The organism is Sutcliffiella halmapala (assembly GCF_002019665.1).
Classification (GTDB): domain Bacteria; phylum Bacillota; class Bacilli; order Bacillales; family Bacillaceae_I; genus Sutcliffiella_A; species Sutcliffiella_A halmapala.
The window spans coordinates 3068202-3093450 of sequence record NZ_KV917375.1 but is presented as its reverse complement, the minus strand read 5'-3'; the positions used below and the strand labels follow the sequence as shown (position 1 = coordinate 3093450).

Annotated in this window: 21 protein-coding genes; 15 read left to right on the top strand and 6 right to left on the bottom strand. The window is 38.9% G+C overall.

The genetic code is table 11. The annotated features are described in order from the left end of the window. The first annotated feature begins 46 nt into the window (after positions 1-46). The 3 genes from BK580_RS15305 (at position 47) to BK580_RS15290 (ending at position 2980) form a co-directional block, all read left to right on the top strand. Entirely contained in the window at positions 47-748 is a 702-nt protein-coding gene (locus tag BK580_RS15305; protein ID WP_078381178.1) for a class I SAM-dependent methyltransferase, read from the top strand. Between the two features lie 161 nt (positions 749-909). Next, positions 910-1368, top strand: coding sequence for an immunoglobulin-like domain-containing protein (locus tag BK580_RS15300; protein WP_078381177.1), 459 nt, complete (start codon positions 910-912; stop codon positions 1366-1368). 844 nt (positions 1369-2212) lie between these two features. Continuing rightward, on the top strand, positions 2213-2980 hold the full coding sequence (locus BK580_RS15290) for a 3-hydroxyacyl-CoA dehydrogenase (protein ID WP_078381175.1): 768 nt from the start codon (positions 2213-2215) through the stop codon (positions 2978-2980). Positions 2981-3222: 242 nt separating this feature from the next. Here BK580_RS15290 and BK580_RS15285 read toward each other — a convergent pair whose 3' ends face one another. From BK580_RS15285 to nagA, 4 genes are read right to left on the bottom strand one after another with little or no spacing between them, the layout of a single operon-like run. Beyond that, positions 3223-3951, bottom strand: a complete 729-nt coding sequence (locus tag BK580_RS15285) for a sugar isomerase domain-containing protein (protein WP_078381174.1) — start codon at positions 3949-3951, stop codon at positions 3223-3225. A gap of 9 nt (positions 3952-3960) precedes the next feature. Beyond that, positions 3961-4695, bottom strand: coding sequence for a GntR family transcriptional regulator (locus BK580_RS15280; protein WP_078381173.1), 735 nt, complete (start codon positions 4693-4695; stop codon positions 3961-3963). A gap of 16 nt (positions 4696-4711) precedes the next feature. Next, a complete protein-coding gene (nagB, locus tag BK580_RS15275; RefSeq protein ID WP_078381172.1) occupies positions 4712-5449 on the bottom strand; it encodes a glucosamine-6-phosphate deaminase in 738 nt (245 codons plus the stop codon). 5 nt (positions 5450-5454) lie between these two features. Continuing rightward, entirely contained in the window at positions 5455-6651 is a 1197-nt protein-coding gene (nagA, locus tag BK580_RS15270; protein WP_078381171.1) for an N-acetylglucosamine-6-phosphate deacetylase, read from the bottom strand. A gap of 204 nt (positions 6652-6855) precedes the next feature. Between nagA and nagE the strand changes: the two genes are divergently transcribed. The 11 genes from nagE to BK580_RS15210 all read left to right on the top strand — a co-directional run bounded on the left by nagE (position 6856) and on the right by BK580_RS15210 (position 21660). After that, positions 6856-8208 (top strand): N-acetylglucosamine-specific PTS transporter subunit IIBC, encoded by a 1353-nt coding sequence (gene nagE / locus BK580_RS15265; RefSeq protein WP_078381170.1) that lies wholly within the window; start codon positions 6856-6858, stop codon positions 8206-8208. 121 nt (positions 8209-8329) lie between these two features. Continuing rightward, entirely contained in the window at positions 8330-10402 is a 2073-nt protein-coding gene (locus BK580_RS15260; protein WP_078381169.1) for a sigma-54-dependent Fis family transcriptional regulator, read from the top strand. Between the two features lie 408 nt (positions 10403-10810). Further along, positions 10811-12334 (top strand): class I adenylate-forming enzyme family protein, encoded by a 1524-nt coding sequence (locus BK580_RS15250; RefSeq protein WP_078381167.1) that lies wholly within the window; start codon positions 10811-10813, stop codon positions 12332-12334. A 42-nt stretch (positions 12335-12376) separates the two neighbouring features. After that, on the top strand, positions 12377-13522 hold the full coding sequence (locus tag BK580_RS15245; protein ID WP_078382793.1) for an acyl-CoA dehydrogenase family protein: 1146 nt from the start codon (positions 12377-12379) through the stop codon (positions 13520-13522). Between the two features lie 30 nt (positions 13523-13552). Next, entirely contained in the window at positions 13553-14704 is a 1152-nt protein-coding gene (locus BK580_RS15240) for a thiolase family protein (RefSeq protein WP_078381166.1), read from the top strand. 24 nt (positions 14705-14728) lie between these two features. Next, complete coding sequence (locus BK580_RS15235; RefSeq protein WP_078381165.1) at positions 14729-16297, top strand: fatty acid--CoA ligase; 1569 nt, start codon at positions 14729-14731, stop codon at positions 16295-16297. 2 nt (positions 16298-16299) lie between these two features. Then, positions 16300-17415, top strand: a complete 1116-nt coding sequence (locus BK580_RS15230) for a CaiB/BaiF CoA transferase family protein (RefSeq protein ID WP_139364911.1) — start codon at positions 16300-16302, stop codon at positions 17413-17415. Positions 17416-17487: 72 nt separating this feature from the next. Further along, on the top strand, positions 17488-19110 hold the full coding sequence (locus BK580_RS15225) for a long-chain fatty acid--CoA ligase (protein WP_078381164.1): 1623 nt from the start codon (positions 17488-17490) through the stop codon (positions 19108-19110). 514 nt (positions 19111-19624) lie between these two features. Next, positions 19625-20515 (top strand): TIGR01777 family oxidoreductase, encoded by an 891-nt coding sequence (locus tag BK580_RS15220; protein WP_078381163.1) that lies wholly within the window; start codon positions 19625-19627, stop codon positions 20513-20515. A gap of 24 nt (positions 20516-20539) precedes the next feature. Further along, on the top strand, positions 20540-21097 hold the full coding sequence (locus BK580_RS15215; protein WP_078381162.1) for a GNAT family N-acetyltransferase: 558 nt from the start codon (positions 20540-20542) through the stop codon (positions 21095-21097). Between the two features lie 182 nt (positions 21098-21279). Beyond that, positions 21280-21660, top strand: a complete 381-nt coding sequence (locus BK580_RS15210) for a TraR/DksA C4-type zinc finger protein (RefSeq protein WP_078381161.1) — start codon at positions 21280-21282, stop codon at positions 21658-21660. A 131-nt stretch (positions 21661-21791) separates the two neighbouring features. On the opposite strand, the gene BK580_RS15205 is transcribed toward BK580_RS15210, so the two are convergent. Together BK580_RS15205 and BK580_RS15200 are read right to left on the bottom strand one after the other, a co-directional pair. After that, complete coding sequence (locus BK580_RS15205) at positions 21792-23075, bottom strand: ATP-binding protein (RefSeq protein WP_078381160.1); 1284 nt, start codon at positions 23073-23075, stop codon at positions 21792-21794. A gap of 108 nt (positions 23076-23183) precedes the next feature. Beyond that, positions 23184-24029, bottom strand: coding sequence for a patatin-like phospholipase family protein (locus tag BK580_RS15200; protein WP_078381159.1), 846 nt, complete (start codon positions 24027-24029; stop codon positions 23184-23186). 212 nt (positions 24030-24241) lie between these two features. Between BK580_RS15200 and BK580_RS15195 the strand changes: the two genes are divergently transcribed. Next, on the top strand, positions 24242-25225 hold the full coding sequence (locus BK580_RS15195; protein WP_078381158.1) for an ABC transporter substrate-binding protein: 984 nt from the start codon (positions 24242-24244) through the stop codon (positions 25223-25225). Positions 25226-25249 lie beyond the last annotated feature (24 nt).

Here is a 25249-nt window from a genome sequence, read left to right as displayed (position 1 = left end):
TAAAATTATCTTATCAAATCTTAAGTGATAAGAAGGTGTTTGTTACTTGCAAAAGTTAATAACAAGTTATGATGATGTGTTAAACATGTTAGATTCACTGTTAAGAGAACCGACTGAATTTTGGGATTGTTTTTATGAAAATCGCCAAAACAAAATCCCTTTTTTTATAAATAAACCAGATGAAAATTTAGTCCAGTATATGGAAAATGGTGTTATCGAAAAGGGAAGAGCACTAGAGCTAGGATGTGGTCCTGGGAGAAATGCCATCTATTTAGCTGAAAAGGGATGGAAGGTAGATGCGATTGATGTGTCACAAGAATCCCTTCGTTGGGCCAAGGAGCGTGCGACTGAAAAACAAGTAGAAGTAAATTTTATCCATCATAACATTTTTGATATCCAGTTGGAAAATGACACCTATGATTTAATCTATGATTCAGGCTGCTTACATCATATTGCTCCACATAGAAGAGTGAGCTACATCGAATTAGTAAAGACGAAATTAAAGCCAGGAGGCTATTTTGCACTTACTTGTTTTGAGGAAAATGGAGCATTAGGTGGATCGACAATATCAGATTGGGAGGTTTACCAGGTTCGTAGTCTTCAAGGTGGATTGGGTTTTTCAAAAGAAAAGCTTCGAATTATTTTCAAAGATTTTGAGGAAGTGCAAATTCGGCAAATGGAACAACGTACGGAAGTTGATTTTGAGTTTGGTCTTTCTGGGTTGTGGACCGCGTTGTTTAAAAAATAATTTGTGCTATTCGACAAAAGTAGTGTTTTTCATAAAGAAAGAATATTGTGTTTGTGTATAGGAGAGAAAGTTTCTATTATATTTAGGGTGAACTTCCTCAAGGGCATATGAAACTTTATCAAGCGTGAAACGTCCTATTTAGTAAAAGAGAGGAAGAATTTATGAAAAAATTTCTATTATTACTCATACTTATAATAGTGGGCTGTACTTCACAGGAATCGGATTTACAAGAGTTAAGTGAGTTTGGAAGTGACGTGCCTAACGGAATAGAAAATGAACATTTCCACATGCAAATGAATACAACTTCTCAGACCTATTCTTCAAATGTAGAGCAAATAACTGTAGTAATTAACAATTTAGGTGCGGATATGGTTGGTTTTGGTGAATATTATCAAGTGGAGAAGTTGAAAGATGGTCTGTGGTACAAGGTTCCATTTTTAGAAAGTGTCGCATTTATTGAGATTGGTTATATGTTAGAAGCGGGAGCAAGCACGGAGAGTACTTTAAAGGTTAAAGATTTGGATCATCAGTTAACGGATGGAACGTATCGAATGGTAAAAGAGTTTTGGAAGGATGGTTCTAAAGTTATCCTTGCGGCTGAATTTAGCATAGCAAATTAAAGTTTAGCAGTTTTGTCTTCATGTTGATTTCAAAAGGTAAATCGATAGTTAAAGAGGAGGAATTGTTTAAATTTGACAGAATTAAAGTAGAGAGGAGCTGTTAGATAAAATGAAAAAATATGTTCTAATTATGATTCTATCATTGATTCTATTATCTGTATTGGTATTCTGTATTTCATACTTTTTTCAATTTAGGTTAACCAATGTCGCATTTGTAATAGGATTGATTTCTTGTTTTATATCATATAGCGGGGGAGGATATTCTGCTCTAGGGGAGGGCTATGCTTCTATAGAGACGTTGGGGAATTATAGACCACCGAGCAGGGCTGTTAAGGCTATCTATTCTGTTAACCCTGTCTTTATTGCTTCTTGTTTACTATTTATTTCAAGTTTTGCATTATTTCCTTTTATTGAGCAGTGAGTGAGGTGTTAATTTGGTGTCCTAATACTTTGTAAGTAGGCTACCCTGAAAATAGATAGGGTACCTGTTAGACACCCTGGTAGATCTCCGTTGCAGGTGTTCGCTTTCCGCGGGGCGCTTGTGGAGCCTCCTCGGCTTTGCCTGCGGGGTCTCCACAAAACGCTACTTCCCGCAGGAGTCTCACACCTTCCACTACGATCTACAGGGGAAGCCTCTTTAAAGTTAACGGTAAACAATACATAGCATTTATTTTCATCCCTCATGGTGCAATCTTCTTTGCGTTGCATGTGTCCAGCTATTAGTCACTTAAGTAATGAAAGCTGTCCATTATCTAGACACTTTCTTATTCTATCCATGAGGCTTCTTCATTGGCATACTTATTGCATAAATTAGGTTATGCAAATTATTTAGGAGGTAGTTAAAATGAAGATTCAACATACATGTGCTTTAGTGACGGGGGGAGCTTCTGGTCTTGGAGAAGCGACTGTACGAAATATTGTGGGTAAAGGTGGAAAAGCACTTGTCTTAGATTTAGCGGAAGAAAGAGGCAAGCTATTGAAAGAGGAGTTTGGAGAAGCGCTTCATTTTGTAATAGCCGATGTGACGAAGGAAGAGGATGTTAGGAACGCCATTGACGAAGGAATCGAAAAGCTAGGTCTTATTAATTCAGTTGTTAACTGTGCAGGTATCGGGATTGCACAAAAAGTTCTCAGTCGAAAAGGGCCACATTCCCTGGATTTCTTTGCAAAAGTAATTTCGATAAATTTGCTTGGTACGTTTAATGTTATCCGACTAGCAGCTGAGAGAATGGTAGATAATGAGCCTAATGAAGAAGGGGAACGCGGAGTCATTATCAATACGGCATCCGTTGCTGCGTTTGATGGACAAATTGGTCAGGCTGCATATTCGGCATCAAAGGGTGGAATTGTAGGAATGACCTTACCAATTGCTAGAGAACTAGCTACTCATGGAGTCCGGGTAATGACAATTGCTCCAGGATTATTTCATACGCCGATGTTTGATTCTCTACCTACAGAGGCAAGAGATTCCTTAGGAAAAATGGTACCATTTCCATCAAGATTAGGTTATCCAGAGGAATATGCCCAGCTTGTTCAAAGTATTATCGAGAACCCAATGCTGAATGGAGATACGATTCGCTTAGATGGAGCGATTCGAATGCAACCAAAATAAAAAGGATAGAAAAAGAGGCAACCACCTATAAAGGAAAAGTGCCTCTTTTCCTTAGGCTCTGTTAAAGGTCAGTGTTGATTTTTCGGACGCTAGTTGTTGATTGGAGCACAAGGCGAAGACTCCTGCGGGAGATAGCGTTTTGTGGAGACCCCGCAGGCGTGCCGAGGAGGCTCCACAAGCGCCCCGCGGAAAGCGTAGCCTAGTGCGGAAATCAACAGCGGTGTTTTAAAAGAGTCTTTATATTAAAACAATCCAATCCGCCCGCGATATTTCTCTACCAACCTTTCATTATGTTCCTCTGAACCATCTAGGTTTCCGCTCTTGAAAATAGGAACATCAAATTCTTGTTGCGTAAGAATTTCTACCGTCTTTACGATGATACTATTTACTATGGCTGTATTGGCGATAGTAGAACCTGGACCAACACTAGTATTTAATTCGGAAAAGGAAATAAGGGCATCCCCTTGAGGAATATGATTATTAATTGCTATATCAGCAGTTTCTCCGAGCATTTCCCCTGATTGGTGACGAGAAGAAAGATTATGGTATAGATGAGAAGATATCGATATGACCGTTAATCCTTTAGTTTTTCCATAAAGGGCTACATCTATTGGAACCGGATTTCTACCTGAAGTGGAGACAACAAGTAAAATATCGTTTTCCTGAAAGTCTAATTCATTTAAAAATGTATGAGCAAATGATGTGCTTTTTTCAAAAGCAGAAGAACGGAAAGCCCCTTTATGGAGCATAACATCTTCAATTAGAATAGGGCGAACTGGAACAACACCACCAGCTCGATAGAACACCTCTTCTGCAATCATATGAGAGTGGCCACAGCCAAAAACATGAAGGATGCCTCCAGCAGCAAAACTTTTTGCTAAAACTGTCGCGCTTTTTTCAATGCTCTCATCTTCTATTAGCTCTATTTTTTTCAACAGCTGTTGTACTTCTAGCATATAATTAGAATGCATATTATCCTCCTAAGGACTATCCGTGCGATCCATTTTAATAAAGAATTTGTAGCGATCTCCGCGATAAAGGGACTTTACGACCTCTAATGGGGTCCCATCCTGCAAGTAAGTATTCCGTTGAATAAGTAGCATTGGATGGTCTTTATTTATTTGTAAAAGCTTTGCGTCCTCACTTGATGCTTTAGTGGATTCTATCATTTGCTCAGCACTTGCAATGTGTAAATTTAGTTTGCCTTCAATAAAAGCATAAAGGGAAGCATTAACGTCCGCTTCTGTTAGACCTTTTACTAAATTAGCCGAAAGATAGTTGGTCTCATATGCCATTGGTACCTCGTCTGCCAATCGAATTCGTTTAATTTCATAGACCGGTGCATATTCACTAATTTTAAGCTCATTTGCGATAAAACTAGAGGCAGGTACAATTTCAAAATGAATTAATTTACTGCTCGGAATCATACCTCTTTTTTTCATATCTTCGGTAAAACTAGTCAATCCTTGAAGTGGCTGTTCAATTTTCTTGTCAGATACAAACGTACCACTCCCTTTTTTACGATAAAGTAGCCCTTGATTGACGAGGGAATTAATCGCTTGTCTGACAGTCATTCTGCTAATTTCATATTTCTCCGCATACTCCCGTTCTGAAGGGATGCTATCTCCAGGAAGAATAACACCTGTATCAATCAATTCCTTTATATGGGATTCTAATTGATAATAAATAGGTAAGGGAGAATTCTTATTAATCATGATTGGCAAGCCCCTTTCAGGCAATTATGCTGGATTGTTCAAGAACGCTTCTATCTGCAATGATTTTAACACAAGGATGATTTTTAAGGATAGAAGCAGGAAAATCCTCTGATATTTTTCCATGTAATAAACGTTCAAATGCGTCCGCTTTGTTCTTACCTGAAACTAGTAAGATAATTTCTTTTGCGTTCATGATAGATGCTATTCCCATTGTTATAGCATGAGTTGGGACATCTTCCAAGCTCGGAAAGAATCTTGCATTAGCTTGACGGGTTGATTCCGTTAGCTCAACCACGTGAGTTCTACTAGTAAATGGAGTTCCTGGCTCATTAAAGCCGATATGTCCATTTTCACCTAATCCTAATATTTGAACATCGACTGGTCCTTTATCTTGCAACAATTGCTCATAGCGCTTACATTCATCTTCTAAATTTTCCGCTAGACCATCAGGAATAAAAACATTTTGTTTTGTAATATCAATATGAGTAAATAAATGCTTATTCATATAGGAAAAATAACTATTTGCGTCGTTTTTTGCAAGGTTAACATATTCATCTAGATTAAAGGTAGTAACGTTTTGATAAGACGTATTGTTTTGGATTCGATCTTTGATAAGGAACTCGTACATTTTTGTAGGCGTCCCTCCTGTTGCCATGCCTAAAACTGCTGAGGGATTATTGTTTAGCTTTTCAATAATATAATTTGCAGCAGTTATACTTAAAGCTTCATATGAAGTAGTAGTGATGATATCCATGATTGTTAATTCGCTCCTTTATATGTGATTTTCCCGTTACAAATGGTTAAAATAATCTCTATCTCTTCATTAAAAAGGACAATATCGGCATCTTTACCAGCTTCAATACTGCCTTTTCTATCCCAAACATTTAAGCGTTTAGCAGGATTGCTCGAAGCCATTTGAATCGCTTCTGTTATTGAACAATTTGTATACTCGATCATATTCCTGACTGCATCATTCATCTTTAACACGCTGCCGGCAAGTGTCCCATCCTCTAACAGTGCGGTGTTGTTTTCCACTAATACTTTTTGTCCACCTAATTCATATTCTCCATCTATTAACCATTTCGCTCTCATGGAGTCAGTTATAAGAATCATTCGCTCTGATCCTTTTGCTAAAAAGGTTGCCTTAATGACTGCTGGATGAACATGAATGCCGTCTGCAATCATTTCCACAAATAGTTCCTGATGAGCAAGTCCAGCCCCAACGACACCAGGTTCACGATGGTGAATACCTCTCATGCCATTATAAAAATGTGTGACATGGGATGCTCCGGCCTCTATGGCAGTGACCATTTCTGAATAAACAGCATCAGAATGTCCGATAGACGCAATCACTCCTGTTTGATGTAAGTGTTGGATAAACTCTGTACCCTCCGTTAGCTCTGGTGCGAGCGTTACGACTTTAATGTTATTTCCGCTTTGTTTCTGCCATTTTGAAAATGTAGAAATACATGGGTCGATAATATAAGTTAAAGGCTGTGCTCCTGCTCTTTTTTTCGAGATAAATGGTCCTTCTAAATGTATACCTAATAATTCGCTGCTACCGCTATGATTATTTGCTTGTTCTTCTATAAAAGAATGAACCGTAAGTAAAGCAGCTTCTATCGGCTCTTTATCTTGGGTAATAGTTGTAGCTAAGAAGCTCGTCGTACCTTCTTTAGGTAAAGTTTGAGCCATAGTGGTAAGTGCCTCTTCGCTTGCATCCATAGTATCGGCACCGTTTAAGCCATGAATATGAATGTCAATAAAACCAGGCGCAGCATAGAGAGGAGTAGTGAATTCTTTTTCAATCAAGCCATCCTCTTTTTCGTAGTTTTCCATGGAACCAGTTGCAATAATTTTTCCATCCCGTATTTTAATAAATCCGTTCGGAATGATTTTCTTTTCTTGGATTACATTAATAGATAATAATGCATACCCGTTAGGAGTTTTATTCATAGTTTCTTTGCTCCTTTCATTTCTCATTATATAATCATTGTATCAAATTTATGTATAGTTGTATATACCACTTTTAGTTTACTAACATCACGAATCGTTGTTTAATCTGTTTTTTAGAGAAAATTGGTATAGACATCTATTCGTTTTGTATGCTAGGATAAATGCAATGCAAGCACTTACAAATGAAATGGGGTTGTGAATAAGATGTTAGGTTTTTTACAGAAAATAGGTAAATCACTAATGCTACCAATTGCAGTATTACCAGCTGCAGCTATTTTATTGCGAATTGGCCAAGAGGATTTACTAGGGATAGAGTTTATCGCAAATGCCGGGGATGCGGTTTTTGCAAATTTAGCACTTATTTTTGCTATCGGAATAGCAGTAGGATTTGCAAAAGATAATAATGGATCGGCTGCTTTAGCGGGGGCTATTGGTTATCTGGTATTAGTTAATGGCACGCAAGCAATTAATGAAGAAATCGATATGGCGGTATTAGGTGGGATAATCTCTGGGGTAATCGCAGGTCTGCTATATAATCGTTTTCATGATATAAAAATGCCCGACTGGCTTGGGTTTTTCGGAGGGAGACGTTTCGTTCCGATCATTACAGCGACAGTAATGGTTTTGTTAGCGGGTGTATTTGGCGTTGTATGGCCTCCTGTTCAAGAATTCATCAATAATATTGGGCAGTGGATTATTGAAGCAGGTGCAGTTGGAGTAGGAATCTTCGGTTTTCTAAATCGTTTGTTAATCCCAATCGGACTTCATCATGTTTTAAATAGTCTAGTTTGGTTTGTATTTGGTGAGTATGATGGGGCGACAGGGGATTTAAAACGTTTCTTTGCTGGGGATCCATCAGCTGGCATATTTATGACGGGGTTCTTTCCAATTATGATGTTCGGTTTACCAGCTGCAGCACTCGCGATGGTGGCAACTGCCAAGAAACATCGCCGTAAAGCCGTTTCGGGAATGCTTATCGGTATAGCCTTTACGTCTTTCTTAACAGGGATTACTGAACCTTTAGAGTTTACTTTTATGTTTTTAGCACCGTTTTTATATGTCATTCATGCTCTTTTAACAGCTAGTTCGATGGTTATCGTTTATTTACTAGATATAAAGCATGGCTTCGGGTTCTCGGCAGGTGCCATTGACTTTTTATTAAATTGGGGTATTGCACAGAAACCATTCTTACTACTTATCATCGGTATTATTTATGGAGCTGTTTATTTCGTTGTATTCTATTTCTTAATAAGAGTCTTCAATTTAAAAACACCGGGTAGAGAAGAAGAGGATGAAATTGTAGAAGAGAGTAATTCCGGTGAAAACAAGTATTCTATCATGGCCCAACATTTCGTAGAGGACTTAGGTGGAAGAGAAAATATTACGTCAGTTGATTATTGTACTACTAGACTTCGTTTAACGATAAAGGATATGTCAAAAATAAATGAAGCCTCGCTTAAACAACATGGAGCGAAAGGTGTTATAAAAATTAACAGTACAAATCTGCAAGTAATCGTTGGTACGGATGTACAATTTGTAGGAGATAAAATGAGATAAAGACCAAAACAGTGCCCATCATCGAAATGGAGCACTGTTTTTTTATTTTTGTTTTAATTTTCTAAAAATTAATTCGGTTTTCCGGTAGAATAAAGATATCTATGTTAAAAGGAGAATTGCCATGCTTCCATTAAAAGAAATGATTACACCTGTCTACGAAAATATAACGGAAAACACTTCTTTGGAGTTGGCAATAAAGCTAATGAATGAGAATAAGTGGAACCTCTTACCGATAACGGATGAGGAGAAGAAACTGCAGGGGGTTTTTACAAGATCAAGCCTATTTAAAATGATTATCGAGCAAAAGCCGTTAAGTACTCCTATTAAAGAATATTTGAAAAAGGATGTAACCTCTCTTGCAGTGGACACTCCTTATGAACAAGTGGAGGAAATGGTACGGACAAGCCCAGTAGGAACCGGTGTTGTAGTGGATGAGTGTGAAAGAGTCATCGGTCTTTTTACGAAAACAGACATGGTGATGTCATTGCTGCGATCGACTAGTACCCTTAAGGAGCAGCTTGATACAGTTATGAGAAATTCAACAATAGGTGTACTTATGACCGATGAACATCAAAAAATCATCTATGTAAATGAACGATTATGTAGGAAACTTGAGAAAAAGGAGAGCAGACTTCTTCAAGCAAGTCTACTATCAATATTTCCGGAAGTAGCCAGTGTTTTTGATGGACAGGGTTCATATCAACCTCTTAAATTGGACAGAATTAAAGCAGTGCTTACGACGACAACTTATCAGACAGTTCGTCATCAATCAGGCTATATTATTTTGTTTCAAGATCTTTCTGAACTTGAAGATATTGTTTCAGAATTAGAATCAGTGAAAAATCTAAAACAATCACTCCAAACAGCCATCAATCATGCGTATGATGGCATAATGATGACGGACGAAAACCAGCTAGTTCAAATGGTAAGTCCCTCTTTACTTGAGTTGTTTCAATTAGAACAAGAAGATATTTTACATAAACATGTAGATAAGGTATTTCCGCAGTTTCATCTGTCAACCGTCTATCAAACAGAAACAGCTGAGGTTAGTGAATTTAAAGAAATTACTGGTATAAAATATATCCTTCATCGTATTCCAATTGTCCAAGAGGGTAAAGTCATTGGAGCAATTGGAAAGGTGATGTTTCGCCAGCTAAATGAAGTGAGCGAGCTATTTAAAAAACTACAGACCGCTGAAAACAAGGCAAAGTACTATCATTCAGAGTTTCAAAAAGCAGAATCAGCACGATTCACTTGGGATCATATTATAAGTGAAGATCCTTATGTAGAGAAGTTGAAAAGAAGTGCGGCAAAAGCGGCGAAAGGACGCTCTACGGTGCTGATTCGAGGAGAAAGTGGAACAGGGAAAGAATTATTCGCTCATGCCGTTCATAATAGCTCCGCAAGAAAAGAAGGTAAATTTGTTGTGGTCAATTGCGCAGCTATTCCAGAAGACTTGCTAGAGTCAGAGTTTTTTGGTTATGAAGAGGGAGCGTTTACTGGGGCGAAAAATCGCGGAAAGATAGGTAAATTTGATTTGGCAAATGGCGGTACGCTCTTTCTAGATGAAATTGGAGATATGTCATTAACCTTGCAAGCGAAGCTATTACGTGTTCTACAAGAAAGAGAGTTTTATCGAGTTGGTGGAACAAAACGAATCCAAGTGGATGTTCGCATCATCGCCGCAACGAATCGTAACCTAGAAGAAATGGTGAAGGAAGGTAATTTTCGCGAGGATTTATATTATCGTTTAAATGTCATTTCCTTTTTAATCCCTCCTTTAAGGGAGCGAGTAAGAGATGTGGAATTATTATCGATAAAATTAATGACGGAATTAAATACGATTCTAGGAACTAGTATTGTCGGTATGGAGTCAAATGCCGAAGAGCTTTTACTGAATTATGGGTGGCCAGGAAATGTGCGAGAACTACGAAATGTAATGGAACGTGCGATGACCTTTGCTGAGCATGGCAAAATAAAAGCGGAAGATTTGCCTGAGTACATGTGGAAAGGAAAAGTGGTTACAAAGGAAATGGAAGATCAAGAAGAAATCACGATGGTAGAAAATGCCGAGAAAAACACGATAGAAAGCGTCCTAAGGAAAACAAACGGAAATAAAGCAAAAGCAGCACGCATCCTGGGAATAAGCCGTTCAGGACTATATGAAAAAATAAAAAAATATCAGCTGAGTTAAAGAGAATCGCAATGTATTAAGAAATTCACCCGAATTGTACCAAGGATAGTGAAAAAGGGGAATGTCAAATATCCCCGTCCCCCCTGTAGATTGAAGTGGAAGGTGTGAGACTCTTGCGGGAAGTAGCGTTTTGTGGAGACCCCACATGCAAAGCGGAGGAGGCTCCACAAGCTCCCCGGGGAATCTTGTGACAGTAGCGGAAATCGAAAGGGAGTTGAAAGGTACTCTCCTTATTTTCAGGGTAGTATTTTTAATTATGACGGAAAAGTGTCCAATTCCAGGACACTTTTTTTCGTTTTGTCTAAAACCAGTACAACAAAGCGAGTAAAACATACGCAAATAACTTCTTTACTATTGGCACAGTTATTGCATATGTAATAATATCACCTACTAAAAGGAGGAAAATGAATGAACATCGGTATGTATGTTTCGCAAAATGCAAGAAAAGTTCCCGAAAAGCTCGCCATTAACTGTGAAGGAAGAACATACAATTATGACCAATTTAATCGAGAAGTCAATAAGCTAGCCCATGGTTTAGTAGATGTAGGAGTGGAAAAGGGCGACAAGATAGCCTTCATGATGAAGAATTCCGATTACTTTGTTTTCTCTTACTTTGCCGGAGCAAAGATTGGCGCTGTAATTGTCCCTATGAATTTTCGATTAACATCATCAGAGATTCATTATATTTTAGAACAATCGGAAGCAAAAATAGTGATTTGTGATGAAGAGTTTGAAGAGACGATTCAGCAGGCAAAAGTGGGAGCAGCTGTCCAGAAGGTAATTGTACTTGGAAGTCCGGAGCATGCAGAAAATAGAACATATAAAGAAGTTTTATCTATCAATGAACAAGACCCGAAAATAGAAGTGCTCGAAACAGATGATTTAGAAATTCTCTATACATCTGGAACAACGGGGCGTCCAAAAGGTGCATTATTTGATCACCGTCGAATTTTTAATGTTGGCTTATCGATGATGATTAGCATGGGAATTAATCAGCAGGAGCGTTTTCTACATATTGCCCCACTTTTCCATTCGGCTCAGTTAAACCTGTTTCTTGTTTCAGGAGTCGTATTAGGAGCAACCCATTTTATTCATCGTGATTTCCATCCCGTCCATACACTGCAAGCCATTCAAGAGCATCAGATCACGCACTTTTTTGGCGTACCAGAAATGTTTAATTTCCTTTTACAAGTACCAAATGCTAATGAGTATGATCTTTCATCGATTAAACGCTGTGGCTATGGAGCTGCTCCGATGGCGCCAGAGCTAGTAAAAAAGAGTATGAATCTGTTCAAAAATGATCAATTTTACAATCTTTGTGGTTTAACAGAAGCAGGACCAAATGGAATTTTACTTGATCCAAGTGGACATAAAAATCATCTCGGAAAAAATGGGAAGGCTTCCTTTTTAACAGAAGCAAGGGTGGTGAATGAAGCAGGTAATGACGTTGCACCTGGTGCCGTTGGTGAATTTGTCCTACAAGGTGTATCCATTATGAAGGAATACTATAAAAAATCAGAAGAAACAAAAGCAACCTTAAAAGATGGATGGTTATATACAGGAGATTTAGCGACCATTGACGAAGAAGGATATATCACCTTAGTGGATCGCAAGAAAGACATGATTATATCTGGCGGAGAAAATGTTTACTCGATTGAAGTGGAGGAGGTACTGTATGAACATCCGCAGGTGTTAGAAGCAGCGATTATTGGCTTGCCGGATGAAGTGTGGGGAGAAGCGGTTTGTGCTGTTGTTGTTCCACATAAAGACGGAACCGTTAATGAAGAGGAATTAAAGCAATTTTGTCGTCAAAAGCTTGCCGGTTACAAAGTACCAAGGCGAATATTTGTAGAAGAAGTCTTGCCGCGGAATGCATCTGGAAAAATACTAAAATATCAATTGCGTCAGAAATTAAACCAAGTAAAGGCTTAGAGGTGATGAGAATTGAAATCGCTTTCAACGAAGAAAGAGTCGCTGAAACACCCTTATTTGCAGGAAGAGCATGAACAGTTTCGAAAATCATTTCGCAAGTTTTTAGAAAAAGAAGCCATACCAAATTATGAAGAATGGGAAAATGACCGCATCATTCCGAGAGACTTTTGGATAAAGATGGGGGAACAGGGCTATCTTTGCCCTGATATTGCCGAAGAGTATGGCGGAAGCGAAACGGATTGGGCGTATTCCGTTGTTATTGATGAAGAATTAGAGAGAGTAGGAACAGGTTTAATTGGTATTGCCTTACACAATGATATTGTAGTTCCTTACATTACTTCTTTTGGAACGAATGAGCAGAAGCAGCGCTGGTTACCATCGTGCACGACTGGTAAAACGATTACAGCAATCGCGATGACAGAGCCTGGAACTGGATCCGATTTAGCAAATATCCAAACAACAGCCAAGCTAGAAGGAGATTACTATATTGTAAATGGGGCGAAAACCTTTATTACAAATGGGATTCATGCCGACCTAGTGATTGTTGCTTGTAAAACAGATACAGAAGTTCGGCCTAAACATAAAGGTGTAAGCTTGCTAGTGATTGAACGAGGCCATCCAGGGTTTAGCCGAGGGAGAAAGCTAGATAAGGTGGGACTTCATTCTCAAGATACGGCCGAATTATTTTTTGAAGATTGCAAGGTTCCAAAAGAAAATCTCTTAGGGGAAGAAGGAAAAGGCTTTCTTTACTTAATGGATAAACTGCAGCAGGAACGTCTACTTGTTGCGATTGGTGCACAAATTGCATCCGAAGACATGCTTAAGAGTACGATTGACTATGTGAAAAGTCGAGAGGCATTCGGAAGACCTGTTAGTCAATTTCAAAATACTCAATTCAAAATTGCGGAGATGGCAACAGATGTTGAAATGGGAAGAGTGTTCCTTGATCAATTAATCGCCAAGCATATAGCAGGAGCTAATGTTGTCACAGAAGTATCGATGGCAAAGTGGAAATTAACAGAGATTGCGAGAAATATTGCCACGCAATGCATGCAACTTCATGGCGGCTATGGCTATATGGAAGAATATAAGATTGCGAGAAGATATAGAGACATTCCGGTCGCGAGTATTTATGCCGGGACAAACGATATTATGAAAACGATTATTGCAAAAAATCTAGGCTTATAAAATAAATTCACTTTTGAAAGGGAGATCAGCATGAGAGAAGTCGTCATTGTCGAAGGAGTTCGTTCTCCAGTAGGAAGAAGAAACGGGCTATTAAAGGATATGAGGCCAGATGATTTAGCAGGAGAAGTATTAAAAGAGCTCGTTAGCAGAGCGGGAATAGATGCTAGTTTAATAGAAGATGTCATTTTTGGTTGTGTCACTCAATCTGGTGAGCAAGCTGGAGATATCGCGAGAGTTGCAGCTCTAATAGCAGGCTTTCCAATTGAAGTGCCAGGTACGACGCTTGATAGGCAATGTGGCTCAAGTCAGCAGGCGGTTCATTTTGCGGCACAAGCAATTTTAGCTGGAGACATGGAAGTCGTCATTGCTGGTGGAGTGGAAAGTATGTCGCGCGTGCCGATGGGTTCCAATTACCAGAAGGCACCGTTAAGTGAAAAGCTAAGAGACCGCTTTGAGATTATTAATCAAGGTTTATCCGCGGAAAGAATTGCCGAAAAATATGGTTTTACCCGGGCGGATTTAGATCAATTTTCATTTGAAAGTCATCAAAAGGCGCTTAAGGCACAAGTTGAGGGTTATTTTGATAAAGAAATCATGCCACTTAAAGTTACATTGCCAGATGGATCGAGAACGATGATAAAGGAAGATTCTGGTCCTCGAAAGGAAACATCTGTTGAGGCACTTGGCGGATTAAAAACAGTATTTAAGGAAGATGGCGTCATCCATGCAGGGAATGCGAGTCAAATCAGTGATGGCGCAGCAGCACTTTTATTAATGACAAAGGAAAAGGCTTTAGAGCTTGGGCTCAAACCTCGATTTAAAGTCCATACGAGAGTAGTGGTAGGATCGGATCCAACCTTAATGTTAACAGGGCCAATTCCTGCAACAGAAAAAGTATTGCAGAAATCAGGACTCACATTAGAAGAGATTGATCTTTTCGAGGTAAATGAAGCCTTTGCTCCTGTCCCATTAGCTTGGCTAAAAGAAACCGGAGCAGATCCAGCTAAACTAAACCCTAATGGTGGGGCGATTGCACTTGGCCATCCGTTAGGAGCAAGTGGCGCGAGAATCATGGTGAGCATGATGCATGAATTAGAACGAACAGGTGGTAAATACGGTTTGCAGACAATGTGTGAAGGACACGGGATGGCCAATGCAACGATAATCGAGCGAATCAATTAATTCACAGGTTATAGGAGGGAAAAGATGTCGACAACTATTGGGAAAATCTTTGAGCTTACGGTGAAAAAGTTTCCAAATAAAGAGGCGCTTTATGATGTAAAGAAGAATTTACGTTATACCTATAAAGAGTGGAATAACCGAGTGAATCGACTAGCAAATGCTCTACTCCAAGAAGGAATAAAAGAGGGAGATCGAGTATCAACCTTCCTTTTTAATACAGAAGAGCTTGTGAGCACTATGCTAGCTTGTGCCAAAATTGGTGCAGTTTTTAATCCGATTAATTTTCGTCTCCAAGCAGAAGAGGTTGCCTATATCATACAGGACGCAGAACCTAAGGTTATTTTGTATGAGCAAGCACTTGAGCCAGTTGTCACTTCAATTGCCGATCGGTTTAAGAAAACTAGCTTTTGGCTGATTGATGGTGAGGCTCCTGCTTATGCAGGTAAACTTCAAGATAAAATTAATGCTGTTACAGAAGAAGAGGTGACAGCTTCGGTGGACGAGAATGATGTATATGCCATTATGTACACAAGTGGTACTACAGGAAGACCTAAAGGAGTCATTCATCGCCACCGAGAAATAGCCGAGCAAAGTTTAATAGTAATTCCTGCTACGAAGCTTGAATCAGGAGATGTAGGACTTGTGACAGCTCCAATGTTTCATTGTGCAGAGCTTCATTGTGCGGTAATCCCGAGAATACATGTGGGAGCAACCAATGTCATTCTGCATCAGTTTGAACCGAAAAAGGTCTTGCAGCTCATCCAAAATGAGAAAATCACCAAGTTCTTTGCGGCTCCGACGATGTGGAATATGCTATTGCAAGAAGATATAAAAGAATACGATTTGAGTAGCTTGTCTCTAGGTTTGTATGGAGCAGCACCAATGGCACCAGCCTTAGTTCGTTCATGTCATGACCAACTAGGAATCGCTCTTGTACAGGCGTATGGCATGACAGAAATGGGTCCAGCGATTACTTTCCTTACTGAAAAAGATCAGCTCACAAAAGCAGGGTCTGCGGGACAAGCTTGTCTAAACCATGAGATAAGAATAGTCCGACCGAATGAAGAAGGACCAGCAGATCCAGACGATACACTGTTAGCAGGTGAAGCAGGCGAAATTATCGTAAAAGGACCTTGTATGATGAGTGGATATTTTAAAAGAGATGAAGCAACAGAGCAAGCATTGTATAAGGGTTGGTATCATTCTGGTGACATTGGCTATCTAGATGAAGAAGGTTTTTTATGGGTAAAGGACCGTGTGGATGACATGATTATTAGTGGCGGTGAAAATATATATCCAAGGGAAGTAGAGGATGTTTTATATGAGCACAAAGGCATTCTAGACATCGCGGTAGTAGGGTTACCGGATGATCGCTGGGGTGAAACAGTTACTGCCTTTATTGTAAAAAAGGAGGCAGCTTTAACAGAAAATGAGCTGGATGAATGGTGCCAAAACAGTTCCAAGTTGGCGCGTTATAAACGCCCAAGAAAATATCTTTTTGTCGATGCACTACCTCGTAATGCCAGCGGGAAAATTCAAAAATTTGTGCTCAGAAAGCAAATGGAAGCACTATTTACAGGGGAACAGGCATAGCGATGCTAGACAATATGTTAGAAGGTATTAGAATTGTAGATTTCACTAACTACTTACCAGGCCCATTTGCTACCCAACGTTTGGCAGCGCTTGGAGCAGAGGTCATCAAAATTGAGTCAGTAGCTGGGGATCCAGCACGCAATACAGGGTTAAAGCGGAATGGAACTGGCGTTGTTTATTTAGCTAATAATCGTGAGAAAAAAAGCTTTTCGATTGATTTGAAAACGGACGGTTCTCATGAAATCATAATGGGCATTATCGAGCAATCAGCTGTCGTGCTAGAGAGCTTCCGACCTGGAGTCATGAGGAAGCTAGGCTTAGATTATGAAGCGGTCCAAAAACGCAATCCACAAATTGTCTATGGTTCGATTACTGGTTATGGGTCAAGTGGCGGATTAAGTAGGTTTGGTAGTCATGATTTAAATTACATGGCATTAAGTGGGGTTTTGGCACAGTTAAAAGATGATTCTGGCAAACCGATTCATCCCTCCATTACAATTGCTGACTATTTTGGTAGTTTTGCGACATGCGAGCGGATTCTAGCTGCTCTTATAAAGAAGGAACGAACAGGTATTGGAGGGTATCATTGTATCTCTATTACGGATGTAATGACTTCGATGATGGGGAATCATTTGATGATCCAGGAAGAAACAGGACGAGAGAATGGAATAACGGAATTAAATGGAGAAATCATCTCTTATGCGATTTATGAAACAAAGGATGGACGTTTTATGTCGTTAGGCGCATTAGAGCCAAAGTTTTGGCAGGAATTTTGTCATGCGATGAATCGACCTGAATGGCTAGCTGCTCACGTTTCTCCTAAAGAGGAAAGTAATCTCGTATATCAAGAGGTAAAAAAGTTGTTTAGAAGTAGGACTTTTCAAGAATGGATACGTGTTAGTCAAGAGGTTGATTGCTGCCTTGCCCCTGTTTTAGAGGTGGGGGAACTAGCTACCTATCCTTATTTTCAAGAAAAAGAAACCGTTTATCGAAATGAAGCGGTTCAGTTAGTAGTGAAAATGCATGTTGAGTCAGAAAAAAGGGATGCTCAATCTCCCGAAAAGGGTGAGCATAATAAAGCGGTTTTACGAGAGTTTTTAGGTCTAATAGAAGAATAGTTTGAGTGATTTTAGGAGTATTCCAGAACGAATTAATCTAATAAATGGTGGATAAGAAAGGGGTAATGCAAGATGATGAATGTACCAATGACCGTTAGTTCGCTTTTAGAAAGGGCAGAAATGTTTTTCCCTAATAAAGAGGTTGTGTCGAGAACATTATCAGGTGTGCAGCGCTTTTCCTATAAAAAGATAGGGGAGCGAACAAGAAGACTTTCTAGTGCGTTGGAAAAAATCGGCGTACAAAAAGGAGATAGAGTCGGAACGCTTGCATGGAATCATCACCGACACTTAGAAACATACTTTGCCATACCAGGAATGGGGGCAGTACTCCACACGATCAATATTCGTTTAGCGACAGAGCACATCACCTATATCGTCAATCATGCTGAAGATGTCGTACTGTTTGTGGATGAAGACCTCTTACCACTTGTCGAGCGTGTTCAAGATCAATTAGAAACCGTCAAGGCATTCATCATCATGACCGATAAAGAAGAGATTCCTGCAACAAGCCTGCACCCAGTATTCTCCTATGAAGATTTAATAGAAGATGGTGACCCTAACTATTCCTTTGTGAAGGATATTGACGAAAACGATGCAGCAGGGATGTGTTACACCTCAGCAACAACTGGAAATCCAAAAGGGGTCGTTTATTCTCATCGATCCTTAGTGCTCCATAGCTTTGCCTTAGGGTTAGCTGACACAGCAGGGTTATCAGAATATGATACATGCATGCCAGTAGTACCGATGTTCCATGCGAACGCTTGGGGCTTACCTTTTGCCGCAACTTGGTTTGGGACAACGCAAGTTCTACCTGGGCCGCAGTTTACGCCACAGCTTTTGGCAGAACTAATTGAAAGTGAGAATATTACGGTTACAGCAGGTGTGCCGACTATTTGGCTAGCGCTATTAAATGAACTGGAAAAAGGGGAGTATGATACCTCTAGTTTACGGGCCATTCTTTGTGGAGGTTCAGCAGCACCACGAGGGATGATCAAAACGTTTGAAACAAAATATGGTATCCCATTTTTGCACGCATATGGAATGACAGAAACGACACCACTTGCCACTGTTTCTCGATTAAAGAGTCACCAACTAAATCTAGATGAGGAAGACATGCTAGATAAACGTTCGATGCAAGGCCTCCTTGTTCCGGGACTTGAAATGAAGGTCATTGGTCCTGAAGGTGATGTGAAATGGGATGGAAAAGAAATGGGTGAGCTTTGTCTGCGAGGACCATGGATCGCGGACGAATACTATAAGGACGAACGATCCAATGATGCCTTTAAAGATGGCTGGCTCTATACGGGCGATGTTGTAACAGTCGATGAAGAGGGAGTAGTGAAAATCGTTGATCGCACAAAGGATCTCATAAAGAGTGGTGGAGAATGGATATCTTCTGTGGATCTAGAAAACGCCATCATGGCACATGAAGCAGTTTTTGAAGCTAGCGTCGTAGCTGTTCCACATGATGAATGGCAGGAGAGACCAGTTGCTTGTGTCGTATTAAAAGAAGCGTATAAAGGTAAAGTCGAAAAACAAGAAGTAATTGACTTTATCGCTCCGCAGTTTGCAAAATGGTGGCTTCCAGATGAAGTGATATTTATGGAAGAAATCCCGAAAACATCGGTTGGGAAGTTTTTGAAGCGAGCGTTACGGGATAAAGTGGAGCAGGAATTAAGTGGAGTAGTGGAATAAGTGTTGAGCAGGCCTTTCTCAATGAGGATTGGCCTGTTTTAATTTTCCTGAAAAGTTAGCTGATCATAAAGTAACAGGCTTCCTTGATTGTAAGGACTAGATTTGTGTAGGAAAATTATGTTATATCAGGAAATGTCAGGTGAATCACAGGGAATGTTAGATAGAACCTGAGAAATCTCAGAATCAACCGAAAACCCTCCTTTCAATCCCCATTTCATAGATAAATGCAGGTGATTTTACTATTTTGCTTAAAATGCTACCTAAAGTTAACGTATAAATCGCTAAAAAGATACCGATACATCGCCTAAAGAAACAAAATGATATCTAATCGCTCATTTGTTGTATAATTAAATGGAAGGATATTACTGGAAATCCGTTTCAATGCCACCACAAGTTTGTATTCATATAAGATAAAAGAACTTACATATTTTTTCACTCTTTATATTATCTGCAAATTGATTTAATTGTATAGGTCGGAACTGGTTTTAATTTAAAAAGAAACGAGTGATTTTAGATGATGAAAAAAGTAGTTTTAGCTGGTGGAACTGGGTTTATTGGCACATATTTGGAAGATAAATATAGAAATCTAGGCTATGAAGTGAAGATTATTTCCAGACAACCACAACATATTTCTTGGGGGGATCGAACAAAAATAGTAGAAGCACTGGAGAATGCGGAGTTGTTGATTAACCTGGCGGGAAAATCGGTCGACTGTCGTTATAATGAAAAAAACAAAAAAATGATTTTTGATTCGAGAACGGAAACTACCGAAATTTTAGGTGGAGCTATTCTAGAAGCAAATAACCCACCTGAATTATGGATAAACTCAAGCACGGCAACTATCTATAGGAATGCAGAAGATCGACCGATGACGGAAGAGAAAGGCGAAATAGGGACTGGCTTTTCCGTGGAGGTGGCAAAGGAGTGGGAAAAGTCATTTTTTCAATTCACATTACCAAAAACGAGACAGGCTGCTCTAAGAATAGCGATAGTATTAGGGAAGGATGGAGGAGTCATGACACCATTTAAAAACCTCGTAACTTTCGGGCTCGGTGGTGTTCAAGGATCGGGTAATCAAATGTTCAGCTGGGTACATATAGAGGATGTTTATCAAATCATTCAATTTTTGAAAGAACGAAAAGACTTAGACGGGGTTTTTAACTGCGCAGCTCCTAACCCAATCACGAACCGAGAATTTATGACTCAGCTACGGGAGGCAATGAATAGGAAAATAGGATTACCTTCACCAAAGTGGATGTTAGAGCTTGGTGCAATTTTCATCCGAACAGAAACGGAATTGATCTTAAAAAGTCGTTGGGTCATACCCGAGAGGCTGGAGCAGGAGGGTTATACATTCAAATATGCACGTATTGATTCGGCACTAGCAGAAATTATGAAGAGTTAGTATTAAGAGGAGAGACAATTTTGTATGAACAATCCTAATCTATATATTGAAACAGATCGTTTAATCATGCGTCCTTTTGTGAAAGAGGACTATACCAATACCTATAACGGGTTTCATAACAGGTCACCTTCCCAATCTAAGTATGACGAGGGCTATTCCGACATGTCTTCCTTTACGGAGGAGTGGTTTGGTCGTTGGGTTCATTTGTTTGAAGAGAAAGCAAGGAAGGATGAAATGTACAATTTAGGAGTGTTTAGACAAGAGGATGGAGCAAATGTCGGGAAGGTAGAGCTCATACCAATACTAAGAATGGATTATCAGTGGGCAATGATGGGTTATTCTATTCACAATCAGTATTGGAGGAGGGGATATGGTTTAGAGAGCGTTGTCGCAGCAAGAGAAGTCTTTTTTCATGAGTTGAATTTCCATCGTATTGAGCTTCACATAAATTTGGATAATATTCCATCTAAACGATTAGCAGAAAAGGCTGGATTTGAATTCGAATGCATACGTAAAGAGTTTTCCTTAGAAAATGAAAAGTGGACTGATTTTTTGATTTACTACAAAAACAATGAACGATAAAAGTGTGGAGATAATTTTTTTCATTTGTATTATTCTATAAAAAAGGTGATTCAACTTATCAAAAGCTAGCAGGTTATCTTGATGAAATGTTTCAGCAATATACGTAATGTAAAATATATTATTCCGTTTTATTTTCAACATGAAAGGGAATATCTCCTATAGATAGAAGGGAGTAGATCTAAATGAAATTAACAAAAGATCGAGTAAACATTTTAAAGAATAAACTGGTAGCTATGAAAAAAAGCATAGAAGAAAAGCAGGGGAAAGAGTTTTCCCATGAAGCGATGGAAGAGTCGACAAGGGAAATATCAATTGGAATCGGAAATCACCTTGCTGAAGGTAACGCCGAACGAGTTGAAAGGGAACAAGAACAAACCTTTGAACTTATTGATGAAAAAATTCTAAGTGAAATTGAAGAGGCGCTAAAACGCATTGAAAACGGATCTTTTGGCGTATGTATTGATACTGGTGATAATATTCCATATGAGAGACTAGAAGCAGTGCCATATGCAAAAAGAACAGCAGTAGCACAAAAGAAGTTTGATAATGAGTTAAAAGTGTAGGGGATAAATCTTGCTTAGACGAATACGAATTCTTGTAGTCGCAGATATGGGAATATGAAGAGTGACAAAAAATAAGTGTATTGTAAAAAAAGTTGTGCCAGGACCTTACTTTAGGGGCCTGGCACCATTTCTCAATATCTTACAAATCCAACTGGGTGTGTGTCTGTTTCTGAGTCCCAGGTTTGTTTTTTCTTTTTCTTGTTGTCTGCTTGCAGCTCGGCACATATTTGGTCGATTTGTACTTCTTTTTCGTAGTGCCATTGCAGTGCAACGGAGGTGTAAAGTTCATTGAGCTGAGCGTAGGAGAAGGCATCCGTTAATTCTACGATGCGTTCTAGTTCTTCACTTGAAATAAATTGGCTCATTTTTTTCTTTTTTAAATATGCCAACCGAAGCTCATTTGTAGGTAATTTAATTTCGTAGGCTCGGTCAAATCGACCTGAGCGGTTAATTAAAGCAGGGTCTATTTTCTCTGGGTAGTTCGTTGTCCCAATTAAGAAAATGCCATCCTTTGAAGTTGCACCATCAAGCGTGTTTAAAAAGACGGAACGAACATCCAACGGCATTGAATCAATATCTTCTATGACCAGCACCATCGGCGTCATCCGATTAACTGTAGAAAATACTTCATGAACTGAGTAGCTCGAAGTATGCTCCGTGATTTGCCAATAGGCCACAGGAGCCGTGATGCTATTTGCAATAGACTTAACCAAAGTTGTTTTTCCGTTACCTGGTTTTCCATATAGTAAAATTCCACGTTTATACGGAATATTATATGTTTGGAAGAAGGAACCACTATCTGTAAAGAATTCATCGATAGAACGATAGATTTCTTTTTTCAGAGATTCTTCTAAAAAAACATCCTCTCTAGTCACAAAGGTAGTGATTTTTTCCTTTGAACTATCAATTCCATTTTCGGTATCCGTAAAAACTGTTACATAGTTCTTCGTGTATTCCCTTTTTCTTTTCAAAATATAATTCAAGAAAGCTACTAAACATTCATTATTCTTGGCTAGAATAAAATCATGTTGTGTTTCACTATGTGACAGGAAAATTGGAGATCTTGCGAGAGCTACTTGAAAGCCTGGATAATAATAAAGCGTATTAGCTATTCTAGGCTTAATAATGAAATCTAATTGTTTAACTGTGTGATTAGAGGAGATTGTTCTCGTTTCTAGTCCATCAAAAAGATGAGAAACTACCTCTACCGATTCTGGATATAACTCTAGATCTTCCTCTAAAACCTCCCATATCTCATTAGAAGTCTCATCATCGGCGTACATATGAAAAGGGAAGCCATATTTATCATGAAGCAAAGTCTTGATAAGATGAACTACATATCCATAATCATGATAATTGGCAATCTTCTCTTTTGTTTTTTCATTAAACTCAATTAAGTAAGGAGTTTTTTGCATGTCATTCCTTCTTCCATTTATTGTAGTTTTCGATGTATGTTTATTTTACTCAGGTTTCATAGAAGTGGCAACAATAAAATGGTACGACTTCTTGGAAGTTCAAGAGTTTTACTGTTCTAAAAATCGTTGTAGTGCCTCATAATTCTCCTTCGCATCATTCCAGCCAAGTTCATACAAGTTGGTTAGCCGCTGTTTGTTGCGCTCAATCCGACTTGCAGCTAACGGCTTACTTGGTTGGAATATAAAAACGGATTCCTTTTCTTTTTCGGCTTCCAAATAAGCAAGTGTATCATTATAAATTTGATATCTTGTTTGTATTCGCTCCGAAATTTTAGGATATTCTTTATATCTAATTAGAGAGGAGAAACGACTTGCTTTCTTTTTATATCCAGCAGGTTTTGTTAAAATAACCACGTTTTTCTTGAACCCGTCCAATTGTGCTTTTTTTATTGGAATCGGATCGATGATACCCCCATCTAATAACACACGTCCCTCATAAGGAATACTTGGAGCAACAAAAGGAAGGGAGCTAGATGCACGAATTAATTGCAACATATTTTCACGGTGCTCATCCATATGGTAGTAAACAGGTTCACCAGATAGACAGTCCGTTGTTACGACGACAAACTGTTCCATGCTGTTTGAAAAAGTTTCATAGTCATAAGGTACGAGTTTATTAGGAATTTCATCGAAAATAAAGTCCATTCCAAAAAGCTGTCGTGTTTTGAAATAATTTCGGTAGGAGAGATAACGTGAATCTGTGACGAAATCGATATTGACCTTTTTATTTCTGCCTTTTTGTCTCGATAAATAAGAGGCAGCCATACAAGCACCAGCAGAAACACCAATGACATATGGAAAGTACAGCTCTTTTTCCATGAAATATTCCAGAACCCCAGCGGTGTACACACCTCGCAAACCGCCACCTTCTAATACAAGACCGCTATTAATCATATAGCGTCCTCCTTTCGTACAATAAGAAATATTGTATCAAAACGTAAACAACTTTGTCAGAAAGGTTGCTTACATGATGAAGAAGTGAGTGAAAAGTCCATGCAGATTGTAAAAAAAGTGCATAGCAGAATAGGAAAATAGGCTCTATAATAACAATGAAAATCATTATCAATTACATAAGCTGCTATCAGCTAAAGAAAGGGAGAAATAGAATGAAAGAAAAAAAGGGATTTATACAATATGTGCTAGTTTTCAGTTTAATAGCACTTTTATTGGCAGGATGCGGAGCAAATAACACAGGTAGTAACGGTAATGAAACGCCAAAGAAGGAAGATGAGAAGCAAGTTGAGGAATCTACAGCATATACTGTTCAACATGCAATGGGAGAAACAGAAATCAAAGAAACTCCGAAAAAAGTCGTTGTATTAACTAATGAAGGAACAGAAGCTGTGTTAGAGCTAGGAGTCATTCCGGTTGGAGCGGTTGGTCCTGGAGTGGGAACAGAATGGTATTCTCATATTAAAGAAGAGATGGAAGGTGTAACGGAGCTTGGTGAAGAGTCAGCACCAAACTTAGAAACAATCGCAAGTCTTGAGCCAGATTTAATTATTGGGAATAAAATTAGACACGAAGAAATTTATTCACAATTATCGGCAATTGCACCTACAGTTTTCTCTGAAGATCTAGCTGGACTTTGGAAAGAAAACTTTGAGTTATACGCAAAAGCGTTAAACAAAGAAGAAGAAGGAAAAGCAGCAATGGCAAAGTATGATGAACATGTTAAGGAAGTACAAGCAACACTTTCGGATAAATTAGAAATGGAAATCTCTGTTGTTCGCTTCCTTCCAACAACAGTACGTATCTACCAAAAGGATACGTTTGCTGGAACAATTTTATCAGATCTTGGTATGGCTAGACCAGCATCCCAAGATGTAGATAACTTCATGGAAGTTATTACTGAAGAACAAATGGAAAGTATGGACGGAGATGTTATGTTCTACTTCAACGCCGATTATGATGAGGATAAAGGCGGAACGAAAATGCAAGAAGAATGGATGAAGCACCCTTTATATGAAAAACTAAATGTTGCACAAACTGAAAAAGCCTTCAAAGTAGATGAAATCATCTGGAATCTTTCAGGTGGTATTAAAGCAGCGAATCTTCTTTTAGAAGACATCGTTAAGCATATGGAATAAGGTAAAAATGGAAGGTTGACTTTG